We start from the raw sequence: 18,464 nt of genomic DNA, 5'->3' as shown, positions 1-18,464 counted from the left end.
GACGGCTCCTCAACTTTTAAAACAGATGGTGGCTCTTTCGCTTTTCGATGCTCTCATTATATAATAAGAGGAAACAAGCCTATTTGTTATGGGTTGTGGGTGTCATGGATGGGGGATCGATGATGAGCAAAAACAAACTACATGTAGAAATTTATGATCGTACCTATTCACTTACGGGTAAGGCGAGTCCCGGATATATGCGTGAAGTGGCTCGACTGGTCGATGAAAAGATGCATACGATCGCGCAATCGAATGAACGGCTGGATACAACTCGAATTGCAGTATTATCAGCTGTAAATATAGCGGATGAATATATGAAATTACAGCGTGAACATGAAGAGATATTACATCTGATTGAGGATGAGGAACTCTAATGAATGTGCTCGATGGCTTGATTATATGTTTTATTGGGATTCGTTTGCTTCGTGGCTATCGACTGGGATTTGTATTGCAGGTTGCGTCTATGATTAATATGATGATAGCTGTTCTATTTGCATACTCCTTCAAAGATGATTTCGTCCCGATACTCAAGCGGATATTTTCTCTCCCTCAAGCGATCGACAGTAAAGGGTTGTCCGGTTTCATACCTGTTGAAGACGTGGTGTACCATCTGCTCGCATTTTTCTTTTTATATGTGATGATGAAAGTGATGTTATCGTTGGTAACTTCCGCTATCAATCGGTTGACACAGCTGCCAGTGCTCTCTACTCTCAACGGATTGAGTGGATTAGCGCTTGCCTCGTTGCAAGCTGTATTTATTCTATTGATTGGCCTTAATCTATTTAGTGTTCTACCACATGACGAAGTTCAGGTATGGTTACATCAATCAGTATTGGCTCCTTATTTTTTACAATGGGGACCAGAGTTAGTTAATATGTTATTATTAACGATCAGCTCATAAAAAAGCAGTGAGACGTAAACGCGTTTCGCTGCTTTTTTATAGTTAAAAGTTGAAATTATCGCTTTAGTATACAAAGGTTGTTACCAGAATCATAATAGCGCATAGCATATGGTGAGTAGAAAAAAAGGAGGTGGGTAGTGTGAAGATGAGAGATTTAATGAATGAATTAATGAATGAACTAGCAACTACGCCCCGCAATAGACGGACGGCTTCGACTAGAGGGGGACGTAAAAGTGGTCGTCGTTCAGTAGCGACGAGTGTAAATGGATCTGGTGCAAGAGAAACGGTTTCCGGAAATGGCAAATCGTATAGCTACACTAACACAAGAAATCGCCGTCGCGGTTAAGCATAGCAACCTAGAGATCGCGCCAGGAGGCAGCGAATGATGTTATGGTTTAAGGGCTGATTTCTATACTGTATGGATTGATGTGAATAGTGGAATCCAAAAAATAGAATCATAAATCATGTTCAGGATCGATAGAGCCTTCTCCCTCAGTGGGAGGGGGCTCTTCCTCATTTGTTTCATCGTCGATGATGCGAGCTGTTAACGTGACTTGATATAGATTGGATGGTGAGGATGTCTTGCCACTTTGTTGGTCGATAGCAATGACGCGATAGCTGTATGCCCACTCTTCCTCATCTTCTGAAGGAGTGGGGAGGTCGGCATCCTTTAAAGTATCAGTATAACTTCCCTTATCTACGGTAGTAAGGGTTTCCCAATCTTGATTTTGGATTGAACGCTGTACCTCGTATGCAACTCGTTTGCCTTGGTCACTCCATGTTAAGGAGATAGATTGTGAACTCTGGGTATAAGAGCCTTGTAAATCTTGTACCTGTTGTAGTTGAAAAGGAGGTTGCGGTAGAGGAACCCCTGGGTTTCGGAATGAGCGAATGGGCTCCCCTTCCAAGGTGCGACTCATGGTCTTCTGAAAGATATGAGCAGGGATTGTTCCCCCAGCAAGTGTTGATTGTTGTGTAGGATCCTCTTGATACACCATGACCGCCATCACTAGTTCAGGTGTATAGCCAACAAACCAACCAACATCGCTGTTTTGTGTAGTTCCCGTTTTTCCTGCGGCAACACGGCCGTCTGCTAATTTAGCATTATTACCCGTACCATGATCGACAGCGTATTGTAATAGACGAGTCATATAATAGGCCGATTTTTTACTGATCCATTGAATCGTTTTACGCTCTGTTTTCGGTTGAATTTCATTCCCATCAGCATCTACGATTTGACGGATAGCGTGAGCTTCTGTCTTCTCTCCGCCATTGGCTAACGCACTGTAAGCCTCAGCCATTTCTTTTGTCGTTACGCCATAAGTGAGACCGCCGAGGGATAAGGCGGCGGGTGAGCGATCTTTCTCGTCTAAGGTCAGGCCAGCTGTTGAGCCATACGTATATGCTTTATCTTCACCAACGACTTCATGAAGTAAGCGGGCGGCCGTAATATTATACGATTGGGCAACCGCAGTTTTAAGATATACACTACCGTGTGTTGTCTGATCGGCATTTTGCGGCTTCCAGTCTCCGATGTGATAAGGGTCATCAGAGACTTGAGTATATTCGTTGTATCCATGTTCCTCAATGAGTGGAGAATAGACAGTAATCGGTTTGATGGTGGAACCGGGCTGACGACGCAACAAGGCACCATGCGTATATCCGTGTTTATAATTGCGACCACCACCGACGGAGACAATCTCCCCTGTTGAAGGATCAAGCATGATTGCTCCACTATTGAGGTTGTTTTGTCCTTGATATGTTTCATTTGCATCAAGACTCTCTTCTAAAGAGGTTTGGATAGAAGGACGGAGAGCGGTATACACTTTATAGCCTCCATTAACAAACTCTTCAGCTTCCATCTCGTAACGCTCAGCGGCTTCTTGAACGACAAGGTCTACATATGCTTGATATGGGTCATTTTTTATATGTTTGGAGAGGTAATCAGGATTTACACCTAAGTCAGCTGCCTGATACTTTTTCTTCTCCTCAATGGTTATCAGACCTGAGTTAGCCATGACGGCAAGCACAGTGTTTCGACGTTCTTTCGCTAATTTGGGGTTTTTATATGGATTGTAAATATCTGGACCTTTGGGTAGGCTGGCTAGCATGGCAATTTCATGTGGCTCAAGCTTATCTGTGCTTAAATCTTTATCAAAGTATATCTTTGCCGCCATCTTGATGCCGCGGACATTGTTTCCTAAGTATATGTAATTTAAATATGATTCTAGGATCTCATCTTTACTGTAGCGTCGCTCTAAGTTCCAAGAAATAAACACCTCTCGGATTTTCCGTACCATTCTTTTTTTACGACTGTGGAGAATGGTGTTGCGTGCTACCTGCATTGTGATCGTACTTCCCCCTTCAGCAGGTTTTAAAGTACGAGCATTAACGGTGAGCGCGCGAACGATACCATAATAGTCAACACCATTATGTTCATAGAAGCGTGAATCCTCCACAGCTAACACGGTTTTTACGAGCAGAGGGGTTTGTATATCTTCGAGCGCTATGTGCTCACGGTTACTATCGCCCATAGTTAGTGCTGGTTGTCCCTTTGCTTCATAGAGGGTGGAGGCAAATTGCATTTGTTGCATCTCATCTAGATCATAAATTTTCGCGGTGAGGGCAACTGTAGCCAATGCAATCAATAACAAAGAGAAGGAAACCCCTGCTACGAAGAATAACCATTTTTTTGTGATCATACTGCGAAATAATAAAAGGTAGCGGCGCATCATACGCCAAAAACCTACTTGCGGTGCCTTTTTCATTTCCAACTCCTCCTTGTGACATTATAGCATATAACGTATTGACAAATGCAGCTGCGTACGTGCCTATCGTTGTGAAGTTGAATGGTAGTGCATATCCACGTAGGAGATTGACATAATAACGGTAAAGCGAATCATGAGAAAGGTTGACAAGCAATGAATAAACGACGATTAATGGTATGGGTAATTTGTATGTTATTGCTTGGTGGTAGTTTGTTCTTTTCTTACCAAGCCGTCGTCTCTGCCTTTGGTAGTGAAGAGCTAAAAGTAGGAGCAAAAGGTGGAGACGTGTATGAATTACAAAACAGATTGAAGTATATAGGCTTTTATACGGGGAAAGTAGATGGACAGTTTGCTGATCGCACGGAAAAAGCGGTGCGCCTCTTCCAGTACTCTTTTGGTATGAAGGTAGATGGTGTAGTAGGTGGCAAGACTAAACGTAAATTATGGGAATCAACGAAGGCGTGGACCCCAGGTTTAAGTGGACGCATATATGTAAAAGGGGATGCAGGTGGCTATATATGGGAATTACAACAGCGCCTTTCCTATCTCGGTTTTTATACGGGCAAAGTGGATGGTCACTTTGGAGAGAGAACGTATAAAGCGGCACGACTTTTCCAATATGAATTTGGGATTCCCGTAGATGGAAAAATCGGTGTGAATACGCGTGAAAAATTATGGGTTGCCACAAAAAATTGGAATCCAAAAGCGGATGATTTCAAAGAAAATAGCGATATAGTTAAAAAAGGAAAAAATGAATCCCCGAAGGGTGATACATCCGAGCAGCAGAAAGGAAAAGGGGAAGAACAGCTTACCAAGAAAGTAGCCGGGGGAATGGATGAGGGAGATATTCAGTTGATGGCGCGAGCGGTCTATTCAGAGGCACGCGGTGAGCCTTATGTGGGTCAAGTAGCAGTAGCAGCTGTTATCCTTAATCGGTTGGATGATGAAAAGTTTCCTAACACACCATCCGGAGTTATTTTTCAACCACTTGCTTTTGAAGCTGTGGCCAATGGAACTTTTTGGTTGGATCCCAATGAACAAGCGAGAAAGGCCTGCTTTGATGCTCTTAATGGATGGGACCCCACAGGTGGATCTATATATTATTTTAACCCAGACACTGCTTCGTCCGATTGGATTTGGGGACGCCCACAGACAAAACAGATAGGCAAGCATATTTTTGCTAAGTAGAAGAAGGGGCTGGTACTCACCAGCCCCTTCTTTATTTTGTATTGGGGGAAGGGAATAGGGAAGATCTAATGGTCATAACCATAACAACATATCATTCCCGCACGATGAATGAGGTGGTGCAAAATAATGAACATAGAGGAACAGATCATTAATTTATTTCGCAATGGAGAAAAATTGACTACTCTGAGTAATCGTTACTCTATTTCGATGGCACAATTACACACTATTTTATATGAGGAGATGAAGAAACCTAATATCCCCAAGCAGAAATCGAGCACGACTAAGAAATGGTCATTGCTATTGCCAGAAGATTATGGTGAAAATATGTTAGTTATGCATCCTTACAGTTCAACAAAAGTTTTTCTTTATTGGGAATGGAATGCCTCCTTGAAGAGAATGATTGCTTCCTTTCTTGATAAGAATCAGCAATCGGCTGACATGGTGTTGTGTGTGTACGATATCACTTATACGAAAGATGAGGGGAATGGAGATCTGTATTGGGAAAAGGTGATTGATCCCACTACACGGGAGTGCTTTATAGATGTAACAGAGGATCGGATTTATTGTGCCTATCTCTGTTTAAAGTACAAAGAAGGGATCCATCTTCCACAGTATACTCCCTTACTTTCTTCAACATCAGTAGCAACAAGCGGGCAGGAAAAGAAGTTTGCTGATGCAGAAATATTAAAAGCGATGGAACAGGAGTATTGGCTTTATCGTCATCTTCATATGGCAGAAAAACGGATGGGGAAAATAACGAGTGGCTCTTCACCGCTTAAACGGCGTGCGATGGTGCTGGCGAGTAGAAGGCTACGTAGTGCTCAGGCCGATTGGATCTCACTACATAAGAAGGGAGTTGATCGGGATGAGACGATAGAACGGATTCATGGTCATTTAGTACAGTTTACTAAGATTTATGATGATATCCGCCTAGGTTTAATTGATCCGGTGGAGTTAGAGCAGATGGAAAAAGAAGATGAATATTCAGATATAAAAGAAGATGAGCAATTGCTGAAAAGAAGCGATTCTCAAACAGTGGGGTGGGAGACGAAAAAAAGCTTAAGTGTGATGATCCTCTGCTGGGAATTTCCGCCACGATTTGTAGGGGGAATGGGAACAGCGGTATATCAATTAGCACGCCATTTAATCAAGCAACAGATAGAAGTGCATATGATTACGTACGAAGTAAAAGAAGCACCTACTTATGAAAAGGTGGAAGGAATCCACGTTCACCGTGTGCAGACAGTGGATGAAGACCAGATAGAGGCAGTGGATCACCTGCAATTTTATCACTGGATTTTCCAACTCAATGTTGCCATGATGAGAAAAGCAGAGCAGTTACTGCGTGCAGGATTGCAAATAGATGTGATTCATGCACATGAATGGTTGACGTTTTTTGTGGCAGAGGAGTTAAGCACGAGACTACGCCTACCCTTACTCTACACTTATCATGGTATTCAACATGTATATGATCGTATTATGGGTAGTCCTAACTTAACCTATGTGCACAACATAGAAAAATCAGCTTCTGTGCATTCATCTATGTTAGCCGTGTGCAGTCAATATATGAAGGAGGAATTGATTCAAGGGTTTTCCGTTTCTCCTACCAAAGTAAGAGTGATTCCTAATGGCGTGGTGATGCCGCGTTCACCCACCAAAGAGGAACGTAAGGAGGATATGGAAGCACGCAAGCGCTATGCTGAGGAGAAGGAGAAAATCATATTATATGTAGGACGTATGACTCCACATAAAGGGGTGCAAGGATTGATCGAAGCTTCTCCATATATTGTGAATAGATTTCCCCACACTAAATTTATTCTCGTCGGGAAGGGATCTGAGACGGACTCATTAAAAGAGCGGGTTGCTGCGTTGGGGGTAGAAGAAAAGGTAATGTTCTTAGGTCATGTAGATGAGTTAGAGAAAGAGCGACTGTATAGATGTGCGGATGTATTTGTTCTTCCAAGTTTCTATGAGCCGTTTGGAATCGTTGTCTTAGAAGCGATGGCGCATCGAGTCCCCGTTATTGTTTCTCATACAGGAGGGCTAAAGGAAATAGTGAAACATCGTGTTAATGGGCTTACTGTGATTACGGGTCATGTGGAATCGTTGTTTGATCAAATATGTGAGGTACTTCAGCAACCACCGGAGCTAACGACGTGGATTGAAACAGCTTACCGGGAACTTCAATGGAAGTACCAATGGGATGGGATTGCACAAAAGGTGGGTCAATTGTATCAGGAGTTGAAGCAGACATCGCGCCTCCAATAAAGATGTGCCCCAACAGGCAGTGTAGAGATGCCTTAGGGGCACTGATTCGTACTGTTACTTTGTACAAGCTAAACTAACAATATCAACCTCGTCCAGTTGTGGAATATTACATGTAAATTGTACATCGTGTAAGGTGAAGGCATTTAATTCATGGATAAGAGCGTCAATATTGCCGTGAAGGTTGGGATCTTCTACGAACACATCGAGAAAGTAATTGTGAAGAGAGGTGCTATTTTTAATGATATCGACGGTAAGTAATAACTGTCCTTCAGGTTTTAGCCAAGTATGTGCATTCTCCCAAATCTTTCTTCGTGCTGAGGCGTCAATATGTTCTACAGAGCTGATGGAATAGATGCAATCAAACTCGCTTTCACCAAACTGCAGCTGATTTACGTCGGCATGGTAAGAGATGATGTTGGGATGAATGGGATGATAATCGATAAAGCCCCATTCATACCACTGAGAACGATCAGCTCCCCAATAGCGATCCTTTTCTTTAAAAAAATCGACTGTATATACCTCGGCCCCTTGTTGAGCCAGGTGGATAGGTAATGGAGAGAGGCCTGTTCCAATATCTAAGAACTTTTTACCTCTGATTTCATGTAACTGTGATAAAAGCCAAACATATTCGTAAGCACGTGAAGTGTGTTTGGTAAAGAAGGCGAAATATTGACGCGATAGATAAACCAATCGATCCAATAATAAAGGGTTTATCGATTCTGTACGTAACTTTTCTAACAAGCTTTCAGATATGTCCTGCTTGCTTCTCATCGATCTGGCACTCCCTTAGCGATCTACTTACTTACGGGTCTAATTGCAAGAAGGGATCATGTATGCCCCCGCTTCATTCTATTCTTGGAACGGAGGGAACATGAGTGGAGAATCCCGTTCTATACCCGTTCTTAGCCTCTTTTTCTTACTATGTGGCGCCTGTATCATGAAGATAAAGTCACATAAACATTCAATTTTACATATAAGAGAGTGTATTCCTCCATTTTGCGCATGGTTATATGGGATGACCAGAGAGGGAGTCTGCCGGTGGATGGGGGAGAAAGTGAGGATGTGAACGGTTTGCAGGTAAATGGTATCGAGATCGCAGCGTGGGGGATAGTGGAAGCGGGGGTTCATTCTGCTTATGGTGTCTACGGTTTTCCCGCTACACAATTGGGGGAAAAATTAGATACACTCTTCCCACGGTTTACTTGGAATATAAATGAGAAGGTTTCGCTAGAGATGGCATTAGGGATTTCGATAGGGGGGTATCGTTCTGCCGTTATTGTAAAACAGGCGGGGATGGGTGTTTTATATGATACGTTGGTGAATGCGGTTGTTCATAGTATCGGCGGAGGATTGGTTATTATAGCAACAGATGACATTGGCTGCAAGGCATCTACTGTGGAACAAGATTCGCGTCAACTGGCTAAAATTGCAGGTGTTCCTGTGTTGGACCCTAATAGTGCTCAAGAGGTACGGAAATTGATTCCATGGGCATATCAATTATCTGAGCAAGCATCAGTACCGGTGTTGATTCGACTGAGTTCCCGCTTATTAATGGATAAGTATGAGGGGGAAGTGAAGGTTTGTGATACAGTACTCCCCCTATTTCCTTACACAGGAGGAAGGGTCGCGAGGGGGCTTTCTAAAATAGGGAGAATGCATCACTACGAACAGTATACGCTACCGGTTGTCAAACGCATCATAGAGGGATCGTCAATGGAAGTGCGCTCGGGTCGTGATGTTGGTGTTGGGATTATTGCAACCGGAGGTTGTTCCACCTTAGTAACAGATGAATCGCTTCCCTTATTACAGCTCAGTTCTTTATGGCCAGTAGATGAAAAACATGTGCTCAGCTTTATGAAAAAATATAAAAGAATTCTTGTATTAGAAGAGCCACATCCATTTGTAGAGGTGGAGTTATATCAGTTAACACAGAAGTATGAACTAAATTTAACGATAGTGGGTCGTCTTTCAGGAGCATTTTCAGCGGGGGATCGCTTGGATGAGAATAGGGTAAATGAGGTGATCGAGCAGATACAAAAAGGTGAAGATCCTGAGATTATCCGTGTATCTCCTTCTGCGCGAGGATTAAAATCACCAGAACAGGATCAACCGTTAGTACGTATTTATGATGCTATTTCTGCATGGACGAAAGCATCAGGGGCTAAAGTGGCAGTCGACGTTGGTTCATCGATCGCCCTGTGCTATCCTCCATATAATAGTGCAGAATGGAGCTATGGCTTGGGATCTCCGATCGGGGTGGTTGCAGGTTTAGCCAGTATTGATGCACTTGCGGTAGCGGTAATTGGTGACTATGCTTTTCTTCACTCAGGTATGGCTCCTTTGATGGAAGCCGTAGTACAAGAGAAAGAGATGATGGTCATTATTATTCATGATTATATCTCTCGCAGGACAGGGAGACAAAAAAACGCTTTATCCCATCAGACTGAAGCGGGAGTTCCTTCTTTAAACTTACTGTCTATCTTATCTGCCTGTGGTGTAGATCATTGTTCTCAGTTAATGGTTTCAGCGACCACAACGGGGAAGGAAATTAAAGAGCAGTTAGCGTTGGCAAGAAGGAAGAGGGGGGTAAAGGTGGTGGTTTTCACCCTTGCCCCATAACCGATGTAATGAGTAAAGCTAGCGCAGATATTACTCTGCGCTAGCTTTAAATTTTCCTTTGATCGGAACAAAAAGGTCAACAATACCGATAACAAGCGCTGCCATGAGTGCACCCACTAAGCTTACTTTCATGCCATTTATAAAGAACTGTGTGAGATAGATGACGGCTGCACTGACGAAAAAACCAATCACACCTCGGGCGTAGGGGGAGATATCTTCGCCAAAAATTTTCTCCAACGCCCAACAAAACAAGGCGATAACGATAGCGGCAAAGAAGGCGCTCCAAAAGTGATTGAGTTGAAATCCGGGTACAATGGCAGCGATGAGTAGTAATACGATCGCAGCTACAAAAAAACGAATCACATGTCGAATGAGTTTCATTTGATAGATCGCCACGGGTCCATGCCGTCTTGCTTATGCATCCGTGACCATAGCCCTCCCTTTCTAGAAGCTTTTTATGTTGACGCATAAGAGTAGCTTATCCTGAGTGAGGAAAAGTATGAAGACAAAGGTTGCAGTCAGAGGGGAGGCATTGCTTTTACTTCCACTTAACATGGTATAATAAGGGGTGAATGCTTGATGACGCAGAAAGGAGCGTAATAAGTATGGACGCTCATACTCTTCGTGTATTAGAATACCATCGCGTTCTCCAACTGGTGCAAGAACAAGCAACGTCCCCGTTGGGTGAGGAGCGAATACAAAACTTAAAACCGAATACAAACTTGAAGGAAGTAGAAGAGCAACTGGCAGAGACAAAAGAAGCATTAGATCTTCTGCGCCTAAAAGGAGAACTTTCATTCCGTGGATTAAAGGATATGGAAGGAAGCCTTAAAAGAGCAGAAATCGGAGGGATGTTACAGTCATCAGAACTTGTCGCTCTATATAAGATGCTAGTTTCAGCTCAACAAGCTGTTCGTAAAATAAGAGAAATCGAACCGGAGGAACTGCCTCTTCCTATATTGCGGGCAGCATTGGGACAAGTTTCTTTGCAACCCGAGTTACGGGATCGAATGGAGCGAACCATCGATGAAGAGGGAGAGATCCTTGATCATGCTAGTCCTGAATTATCGCGGTTAAGAAGTAAGATCCACACGTTGGGTGCGCGGGTACGCTCTACTCTAGATCAGATGTTAAAAAGTGCTCGCTATCAAAAAATGCTGCAAGATCCACTAGTCACATTACGCAATGACCGCTATTGTTTACCTGTGAAGCAGGAGTATCGTCATGAATTCGGCGGTTTGGTACATGATCAGTCTGCTTCGGGAGCAACCGTCTTTATGGAGCCCAACGCAGTGGTTTCTTTAAACAATTCATTGCGTGAATGCCACTTGGATGAAGAGCGTGAAGTGGAGCGAATCTTATATGAACTTTCGGCTGAGGTGGCGGAGGTGGTTGATCCGCTCCGAGTAAACATGGAAGTGCTGGCGCATCTCGATGTTGTTTTAGCAAAGGCACGTTTTGGGAGAAAAGTTCAAGGTCATTGTGCACATGTCCATGATGGGCGTCACTTGCAATTGAAGCAAGCACGACACCCATTAATTCCTTCGCAGGAGATTGTTCCGATCAATCTTGAGATTGGAGAAGAGCATCAGGGAATTATTGTTACAGGACCTAACACGGGTGGCAAGACAGTAACATTGAAAACGGTCGGGTTGTTTGCCTTGATGACACAGAGTGGCTTACCTATTCCTGCTAATGATGGTTCGTTTATGCCTGTTTTTCAGCAAGTGTTTGCTGATATTGGGGATGAACAAAGTATTGAACAAAGTTTAAGTACGTTTTCCAGTCATATGACCAATATTGTGACCATGTTAAAACGTGTGGATGAGAAAAGTTTAATCCTATTGGATGAGTTAGGTGCTGGGACTGATCCGATCGAAGGGGCGGCGTTAGCGATTTCCATCCTGGAGGAAATATTACAACGCCAAGCACTTTTTGTGGCAACAACCCACTATAGTGAGTTAAAAATGTTTGCTCATACGGATCCACGAGTCGTAAATGCGAGCGTCGAGTTTAATGTAGAGACTCTTCGCCCTACTTACCGCTTGCTTGTAGGAATTCCAGGACGTAGTAATGCATTTGCGATTGCTGCGCGCCTGGGATTACCAGATGGGATTATTGAGCGCGCAAAATCGGAGTTGAGCCAAGATCAACACCAATTAGAGGATTTAATTGCTACCCTGACGGAAGATCGACGGATTGCAGAAGAGCGTCGTCTGCAGGCAGAATCTCTCCAGCGTGAGGCAGCGCAATTACAGCGACAGCTACAAGAAAAAGTGTCGACTTGGGAGCAGGAGAAAGCGAAGATGCGCGAAACTGCTCGGCGTGAAGCACGTTCACTTATTACAGATGCAAAACATGAAGCGGAAGAGGTGCTGGTTCAACTGCGGGAATGGGCCAAGATGCGTCCGACAGAGTTGAAAGAGCATCAGCTGACAGAAGCGAAGAAGCGTTTAAACGACGCTGTTCCTGGGTGGGAGTTACAAGGTGGAGCAGTCACTGTAGTAGAAGAGGATACTACGATTCAGATAGGCGACGAAGTGTTTGTACAAACAGTACAGCAAAAGGGTGAAGTTGTGGAGGCGCTTAGTAACGATGAGTGGCTTGTACAAGTTGGAGCCTTAAAGATGAAAGTGGGTCGCAGTGGTTTAAAGCGTGTACAGAGGAAGAAACAAGTAAAGCAGGAAAGCGCTTATACCTCCTATCAACGAAGTTCCAGTAGGATTAGCCCTGAAATAGACTTGCGCGGTAAGATGGTAGAAGAAGCATTAGCACAGACAGATAAATACTTAGATGATGCACTCATGAGTGGGTTTCAGCAAGTGTCGATCATCCACGGTAAGGGAACAGGTGCTCTACGATCGGGCATTACCCAGTTTCTACAAAAGCATAAGCATGTTAAAAGCTTTCGCTTAGGTGGATATCGTGAAGGTGGGACTGGAGTTACTGTCGTAGAACTGCAGTGACGGTAGGAAGGGGAAAGAGGGAAGAATGGAACGTCTAGCAAAGATTTTGATGATATGTGCAGTACTTTTCTTTGTCATCGGACTGATCTGGTTTTATCGTAATGCATAAAAAGAGAGGGAGGGCATTTGAAAATGCCCTCCCTCTTTTTTTTAATAGTTGACAGCATCTTTTGCGTTGATGCGGCCGTTTTGGAATCTGAAGCCTGTGCCAGAGATTGAGTCAGCAGTATTTTCAATTGCATCGCGAATTTCTTGATTGTTGCGGCCTTGTGAGGCGAGTAACCCCGCTAAGCCAGCTACATGAGGAGTAGCCATAGATGTACCGGAATAAGATTCATATCCTCCATTAGGAACAGTGGATAAAATGTCAACTCCGGGTGCGGCGATGTCAACCCATCTTCCCCAGGTAGAAAAAGAAGCGATTTGATCTTGTGAATCGGTAGCGGCGACAGCGATCGCGTTATTGTATCCAGCAGGGTAGTTTTTAAAGAAAAATCCATTATTACCGGCGGCTGCAACTACGACCGCACCACTGTTCCAGGCGTAGTTAACAGCATCTTTTAATGTGTTAGAGCCAAAGAGGGAGCCCAAGCTGAGACTGACGACATTAGCATTGTCAGCTGCATGGCGGATTCCTTCAGCTACATCGTCGAGGCTTCCCCCTCCGTTTTCATCCAAAACACGAACAGCGTAGATAGAGGCGTTTGGTGCCATCCCAGCAATTCCTATGTTATTATTGGTAATGGCAGCAGCAATGCCTGCACAGTGGGTACCGTGACCTTGTTCATCATTGGGATCATTATCATCATCGACGAAGTCATAGCCATTGATCACTTTACCTTTAAGATCAGGATGGCTATCATCTACACCTGTGTCGACAATCGCAATTCGAACGGAGCTGTCACCTTTTTCAATATCCCAAGCAGCGGGTGCTTTTGAAATTTGGGGCCCGTATTGTTGAGTAAATTTAGAGTCATTGGGAGTCCACTGTGTGTAGAAGCGGTAGTTGGGTTCCACATACTCTACCTGTGGCAGTGCTTTGTACTCTTTGATTGCTTCTTGCACGGTCTTCCCTTTCAGTTTTATCACATCAAAACCCATCTTGGTGCTACGTTTCTTTAGCTTTCCATTTTGTTTGTGTACGGAAGCAATCGTATTTTTGGATGTTCCGTCTTTAAATTTAACGATCACCTCATCGGGAATCATTTGTTGCATATTACTTTTTTCATTTCCCCTATCTGGGGCAGCTGTGGCGGTACTGATGGCGGGCAAAACCATGATAACGGCGAGCAGCAGTGAGAACAGGACACGTGCGATGCGCATGTGTAACTCCTCCTTCAAGTTAGGGTTAGATAAGAGATTCGACCATAATTATTATAATCCTGCTAATAATCAAAAAATTTGAAATAAATATTTTATCTAGGCTTTTCCCCGCTATTTGTGCCTCTATATTTTTAAAGAAGGAGAGTAAGAAACTTGCAAAAAGTGAGTTGCTAATGAGAACGAGCACGAATCCGAATGAGGATAGGGGATGACTTTGGTTTAGAATAGGATGGAGAAGTATCTGGGTTATGAGAAGGTTTTTCTTCCGTCGGAAGCCAAAAGGGATAGGGACCATAATGACTTAAGCCAGGCTGTAAGAGGGAGATCATCCAAGCTGTATGAAAATAGGAATTCCATGATGATGATAAGGTGGAAGAAGGGATTGGCATTGTGATCAATGCTTTGTCACCTCGCAAAAGGGATGATAAAGGTTACTTAAATGTACGAATTTACAGAGCGAATATACATTGGCGCTGTAAATTCGAATTAAAGATATAATCATCCATATGAAAAGGATGCATCGGAAAGCGATGTGAAATGATCCGCTTTTATAGGAAGGCAAGAAGAATATAAGCAGCGGGAGATAAAGGCAGAAAATTCTTCCTGCCTTTATCTAGTTGACATCATGTTTTCATCCCAGCGCATCCACTTAGGATAATGGTTTTTTAGTAATCCACCGGAGACTTTCCCCCACCCTAGGCTAAACCCATCAACAGTGACCAATGTCCAACCTTTTACTTGGGCAGTGGGTAGTGCTTCTCCTTGGAGGTATTGAAAAAGTGATGATTCAGTAGCAGAAAAGTTGATGGTTCGCTGCGCTTCTTTTGGTGTAAGAGAAAGCGCCAACGCATGGGAAGGAACAATCCGACTCTTCTTGAGCTGACCGATATAAAAACCAGGCCGTTTAACTTTTAATCCTTTGAGTGAGGGAAGTTCTTCATGAAGGCGATAAAGATGTTCCCCGAACAAAACATAGTTACCGCTGGGTGGCTTCACCTTGAGCTCATCTCGATAAAAAGATTGAAGTAATTGTTGGTCCTGCGCAGATATTTGTTTAGCTTTACCAGGGCGGACCTTTTGCAGGGGTGCTTGTGCAGACTTTTGTAGAACAGCGACAAAGTGTCCTTCACCGCGTAAGTGATGTGGCCACAGTCGTGCGCTCTGATGCAATGCGGGATCTGCCTGAGCCCATTGAGGTTGACCAGATTGGAAGTAAACATTATTTGGAAGCTTTTCTATTGAAAAGCTAGGTTCTTGCTGCATAAATCTCTGTAATGCTCCTTCGTTCTCATTCGGATTAAACGTACAAGTAGAGTATACGAGTCGGCCACCTGGTTTTAACATGAGGGCTGCTTCGAGCAAGATCTCTAATTGCAGTTCTGCTGCTCGCTCCGTTGAGCGAACGCTCCAACGACCACGGGCATCGTTATCCTTACGGAACATGCCCTCTCCGGAGCAGGGGGCATCAATAAGGATACGATCGAAATAGCCTCTAAAGTGCTTCGCCAAACGGGCTGGTGTCTCATTGGTAACGACTGCATTTTTTACTCCACAGCGCTCGAGATTTTCTACCAGAGCGTTGGCACGTGAACTGTCAATTTCGTTAGAGACCAGGATTCCCTTACCTTCCATCTTAGCAGCTATTTGCGTCGATTTCCCACCAGGTGCTGCGCATAAATCTAAAATGCGTTCCCCGGGCTGTGGTTCCAGTGCTTCAGCTGGAGCCATCGCGCTGGGTTCCTGTATATAATATACCCCTGCGGCATGGTAAGGGTGTTTCCCAGGTCTTGTGGTCTGGTGTTGATAATAAAACCCTTCTTTGCACCAAGGAATCGGTTCTAGACGAAATTCAGTTAGTGCGAGGAACTGTGAAATGGTGCTTTTCAATGGGTTTACACGTAGCCCGCGCTGAATGGGTTGTTCATATGTAGCAAGAAAAGCGTCAAATTCAGTTTGTAATAACGACTTCATCATTGTTATATAGTCTTCTGGTAATGGCAGTGGTGTATATGGCAACGAGGCTCCTCCTCACGGAAACGGTTTACAATAGATTCAAAGCTCATTGTAGCAAAAAAGGAGTGGGAATGGAAAGGAGAGTGGGTGAAGGGTTCCACAGACAGAGCCGATGGTTTACTAAATAGAAAGGCCCCTCATCAAGAGATGAGAGGCGAGACATCGTTAGTGCCAGCTTACATTAAACGAATCGTCCTTCTTGGGCTGTGAAGAGTTATCTTCTATAACAGAAGGGGGTTGCTGTATGGCAGGTGGTGGTGAATGCGATGCTGTTACTGCAGCCTGAGCCGGTTCTGTGGGAAAGTATGTTGGACGAATATATTTGACATAACGATAGTAGATAGACTTAAGGGATAAGGTAGGTATGATAGGTACCAAAAAAAGCACGTAAAATACCCCACATATAAACAGGATGAGGCCAATAAATATCTGTAGGCCGCTGTGCCCGTCTAGGAGAGCCATGAGGGCAAATAACAGTATCCCTACTAGGTACAGGAGCACGAGAAGGAGAATGTAAGAAAAACTTATGAGTCCGGACATCAACACGTTGCCCATCGAAGTGAAGAATACATGAACGGAGTTACTAATGGATTGTCGGATGGACTGATCTTCAACAGTAAAAAAGATAGGGGCATGCATCATCAATAAACCATAGAAGATGAGACAGATCGCGCTAATAAGAACAAGTACAACCCCTAGAATATTAAGAATGAGTACATCCATACCAGTAAATATCGTTCCTGCGATGAATAGAAAGAGAATCGCCCCTGCAATCAAAAACAAGGTTATGTAAAAGAGGATAGTCTTAAAAAAATTTTTAAAGCCATACTCAATTAATGTGCTAGCACTTGTACGACCTTTATTCACTATCTCCTGAATAATACCGAGTAGACTAGAGATGTGAAAAGAGCAAAGAATGGCATACAGCGCTGAAGAAAGGATGATTAAATAGACAGCAAAAAAGAGAAAGGCAATCACGCCGGCATTATCGATAAATTCCGCAGGGGACGAGCCGGCAGCGGTTGTTGCTCCTAACAAAGCGACAAAAAAGAGGCCGATAAATAGAAAGATATAGTATACAATGAACGCCGCAGTGGATAATGCTGTATAAATAAGATATGAAAGCCAACTTAACCCCCATAAGGAGGCCCAGTTATTACGGACAAGCGTAAAAAAATTAGGTACCATTCAACATCCTCCCATACATTTCCTTTTAATAATATATCATATAGTAATCGATCTATTATAATATATTCTTCGATTATTTTACATGAAAAGATATATGTAAGCTAGTAGATATTGGAGACGATATGGGAACTTATTTCTATAGGGATAAAGACGGCTTAAATGACGACCTTTTAATGCCACTTTATGATAATATTACCCTCATTTTTATCGTCAGAGGGAATCGAGTTGGCTAATTTGGACTCTACTATAGCAGATGATGAAATATTTGAAGGATCGTGAGGGTAGCATGGAGGACGAATATGTTTGTAATAACGATAAACGATCGACTTTAAGGATACGGCATGGATAAATGGAATGAGAAAAAAAACGAAAAATAGGCCATAAAAAAACAGCAATATGCCGATGAGAACTTGTACGGGTGCGATTCCTTTAGCAACGATCATCAGGGGTATGAATAGGATGCCTAGACCGAGAAAAAGAACGATAATAAAATTTATTCCTATATAGGTTAGGGCAGATAATATTACCTTACCCAGTGAGGTGAAAGTGACTCGAACAGAGCTGAGAATAGAATCCGCAATAGATCGTTGCTCGAGGGTAAAAATGATGGGGGCGTGCATTAAAGATAAGGCAGTAAATATAAAGAGTAATATGGTTATCATAACGAGGAAGAGGATCCATGAAAACGAAAGTACTTCAGCTTGATCTAACTGGATGATTATTACTAAACACAAAAATGGGATGGATAAAATAAGAAAAATAGTGAAGTAAAGAAGCGATGATTTGACAAATCTACTAAATCCCGAGGTCATAAGAGTGTTGGTATTGGGAGCTTGTCTTGCTATCATCTCTTTAAATACACCGAATAATCCGGAATAATAGTAACTGTAAGGGATGGCTTGCGCTAGCGCTTGTAGAAGAATGATCAAGGTGATCATGATAGTAGAAAAAGCAACCCCATATTCCGTGGGAAACTGATTCAACGCTTCACCAAAATCAGAACTTACGCCTGAGGAGACTCCTACAAGGCCGATTACGATAACAAAGGGGATAAATATTAGATATGCCAGCAGTGCGGCACCAATACTAAGCCCAGAAGTTACGATGAATGAGAGAAGGTGCAGCCCCCATATGGATGGCCAGTTGTGTCGAATAAGAGTAGAAAATCTAGGTATCATGAATCAGCCTCCGCTACATAATATCTCAAATATTACTCTATTATTTTACAAT

14 protein-coding genes are annotated in these 18,464 nt (G+C 43.3%); 7 read left to right on the top strand and 7 right to left on the bottom strand.

The features are described 5' to 3' along the window. The first annotated feature begins 122 nt into the window (after window positions 1-122). The 3 genes from zapA to NXZ84_RS08155 all read left to right on the top strand — a co-directional run bounded on the left by zapA (window position 123) and on the right by NXZ84_RS08155 (window position 1,247). The gene (gene zapA, locus NXZ84_RS08165) at window positions 123-374 is read left to right on the top strand and encodes a cell division protein ZapA (protein ID WP_258839773.1); all 252 of its coding nucleotides are present in this window, start codon (window positions 123-125) and stop codon (window positions 372-374) included. Further along, the gene (locus tag NXZ84_RS08160) at window positions 374-901 is read left to right on the top strand and encodes a CvpA family protein (protein ID WP_258839772.1); all 528 of its coding nucleotides are present in this window, start codon (window positions 374-376) and stop codon (window positions 899-901) included. The genes zapA and NXZ84_RS08160 overlap by 1 nt, the downstream gene beginning before the upstream one ends. Before the next feature lie 139 nt (window positions 902-1,040). Then, window positions 1,041-1,247, top strand: coding sequence for a hypothetical protein (locus NXZ84_RS08155; protein WP_258839771.1), 207 nt, complete (start codon window positions 1,041-1,043; stop codon window positions 1,245-1,247). A gap of 109 nt (window positions 1,248-1,356) precedes the next feature. Here the strand turns inward: NXZ84_RS08155 and NXZ84_RS08150 are convergent, their stop codons facing one another. Beyond that, entirely contained in the window at window positions 1,357-3,669 is a 2,313-nt protein-coding gene (locus NXZ84_RS08150) for a transglycosylase domain-containing protein (protein ID WP_258839770.1), read from the bottom strand. 153 nt (window positions 3,670-3,822) lie between these two features. On the opposite strand from NXZ84_RS08150, the gene sleB reads away from it, so the two are divergent. Both sleB and NXZ84_RS08140 read left to right on the top strand, forming a co-directional pair. Then, a complete protein-coding gene (sleB, locus tag NXZ84_RS08145; protein ID WP_258839769.1) occupies window positions 3,823-4,857 on the top strand; it encodes a spore cortex-lytic enzyme in 1,035 nt (344 codons plus the stop codon). A gap of 126 nt (window positions 4,858-4,983) precedes the next feature. Beyond that, window positions 4,984-7,125, top strand: a complete 2,142-nt coding sequence (locus NXZ84_RS08140) for a 1,4-alpha-glucan branching protein domain-containing protein (RefSeq protein WP_258839767.1) — start codon at window positions 4,984-4,986, stop codon at window positions 7,123-7,125. A 54-nt stretch (window positions 7,126-7,179) separates the two neighbouring features. Here the strand turns inward: NXZ84_RS08140 and NXZ84_RS08135 are convergent, their stop codons facing one another. Beyond that, complete coding sequence (locus NXZ84_RS08135; RefSeq protein ID WP_258839766.1) at window positions 7,180-7,896, bottom strand: class I SAM-dependent methyltransferase; 717 nt, start codon at window positions 7,894-7,896, stop codon at window positions 7,180-7,182. Window positions 7,897-8,106: 210 nt separating this feature from the next. On the opposite strand from NXZ84_RS08135, the gene NXZ84_RS08130 reads away from it, so the two are divergent. Then, a complete protein-coding gene (locus NXZ84_RS08130; RefSeq protein WP_258839765.1) occupies window positions 8,107-9,744 on the top strand; it encodes a thiamine pyrophosphate-dependent enzyme in 1,638 nt (545 codons plus the stop codon). A 30-nt stretch (window positions 9,745-9,774) separates the two neighbouring features. Here NXZ84_RS08130 and NXZ84_RS08125 read toward each other — a convergent pair whose 3' ends face one another. Beyond that, window positions 9,775-10,125, bottom strand: a complete 351-nt coding sequence (locus NXZ84_RS08125; RefSeq protein ID WP_258839764.1) for a phage holin family protein — start codon at window positions 10,123-10,125, stop codon at window positions 9,775-9,777. 224 nt (window positions 10,126-10,349) lie between these two features. Between NXZ84_RS08125 and NXZ84_RS08120 the strand changes: the two genes are divergently transcribed. Next, a complete protein-coding gene (locus tag NXZ84_RS08120) occupies window positions 10,350-12,710 on the top strand; it encodes an endonuclease MutS2 (RefSeq protein ID WP_258839763.1) in 2,361 nt (786 codons plus the stop codon). A gap of 150 nt (window positions 12,711-12,860) precedes the next feature. Here the strand turns inward: NXZ84_RS08120 and NXZ84_RS08115 are convergent, their stop codons facing one another. The 4 genes from NXZ84_RS08115 to NXZ84_RS08100 form a co-directional block, all read right to left on the bottom strand. Next, the gene (locus NXZ84_RS08115) at window positions 12,861-14,033 is read right to left on the bottom strand and encodes a S8 family peptidase (RefSeq protein WP_258839762.1); all 1,173 of its coding nucleotides are present in this window, start codon (window positions 14,031-14,033) and stop codon (window positions 12,861-12,863) included. Between the two features lie 609 nt (window positions 14,034-14,642). Next, on the bottom strand, window positions 14,643-16,049 hold the full coding sequence (locus tag NXZ84_RS08110; RefSeq protein ID WP_258839761.1) for an RsmF rRNA methyltransferase first C-terminal domain-containing protein: 1,407 nt from the start codon (window positions 16,047-16,049) through the stop codon (window positions 14,643-14,645). A gap of 162 nt (window positions 16,050-16,211) precedes the next feature. Beyond that, window positions 16,212-17,234: a hypothetical protein gene (locus NXZ84_RS08105; RefSeq protein ID WP_258839760.1), complete on the bottom strand. Its 1,023-nt coding sequence runs from the start codon at window positions 17,232-17,234 to the stop codon at window positions 16,212-16,214. 170 nt (window positions 17,235-17,404) lie between these two features. Continuing rightward, complete coding sequence (locus tag NXZ84_RS08100; protein WP_258839759.1) at window positions 17,405-18,412, bottom strand: hypothetical protein; 1,008 nt, start codon at window positions 18,410-18,412, stop codon at window positions 17,405-17,407. Between the last annotated feature and the right edge of the window lie 52 nt (window positions 18,413-18,464).

The organism is Mechercharimyces sp. CAU 1602 (genome assembly GCF_024753565.1).
In the GTDB taxonomy this organism is placed as follows: Bacteria; Bacillota; Bacilli; order Thermoactinomycetales; family JANTPT01; genus Mechercharimyces.
This window is presented reverse-complemented; position numbering and strand designations above follow the sequence as displayed.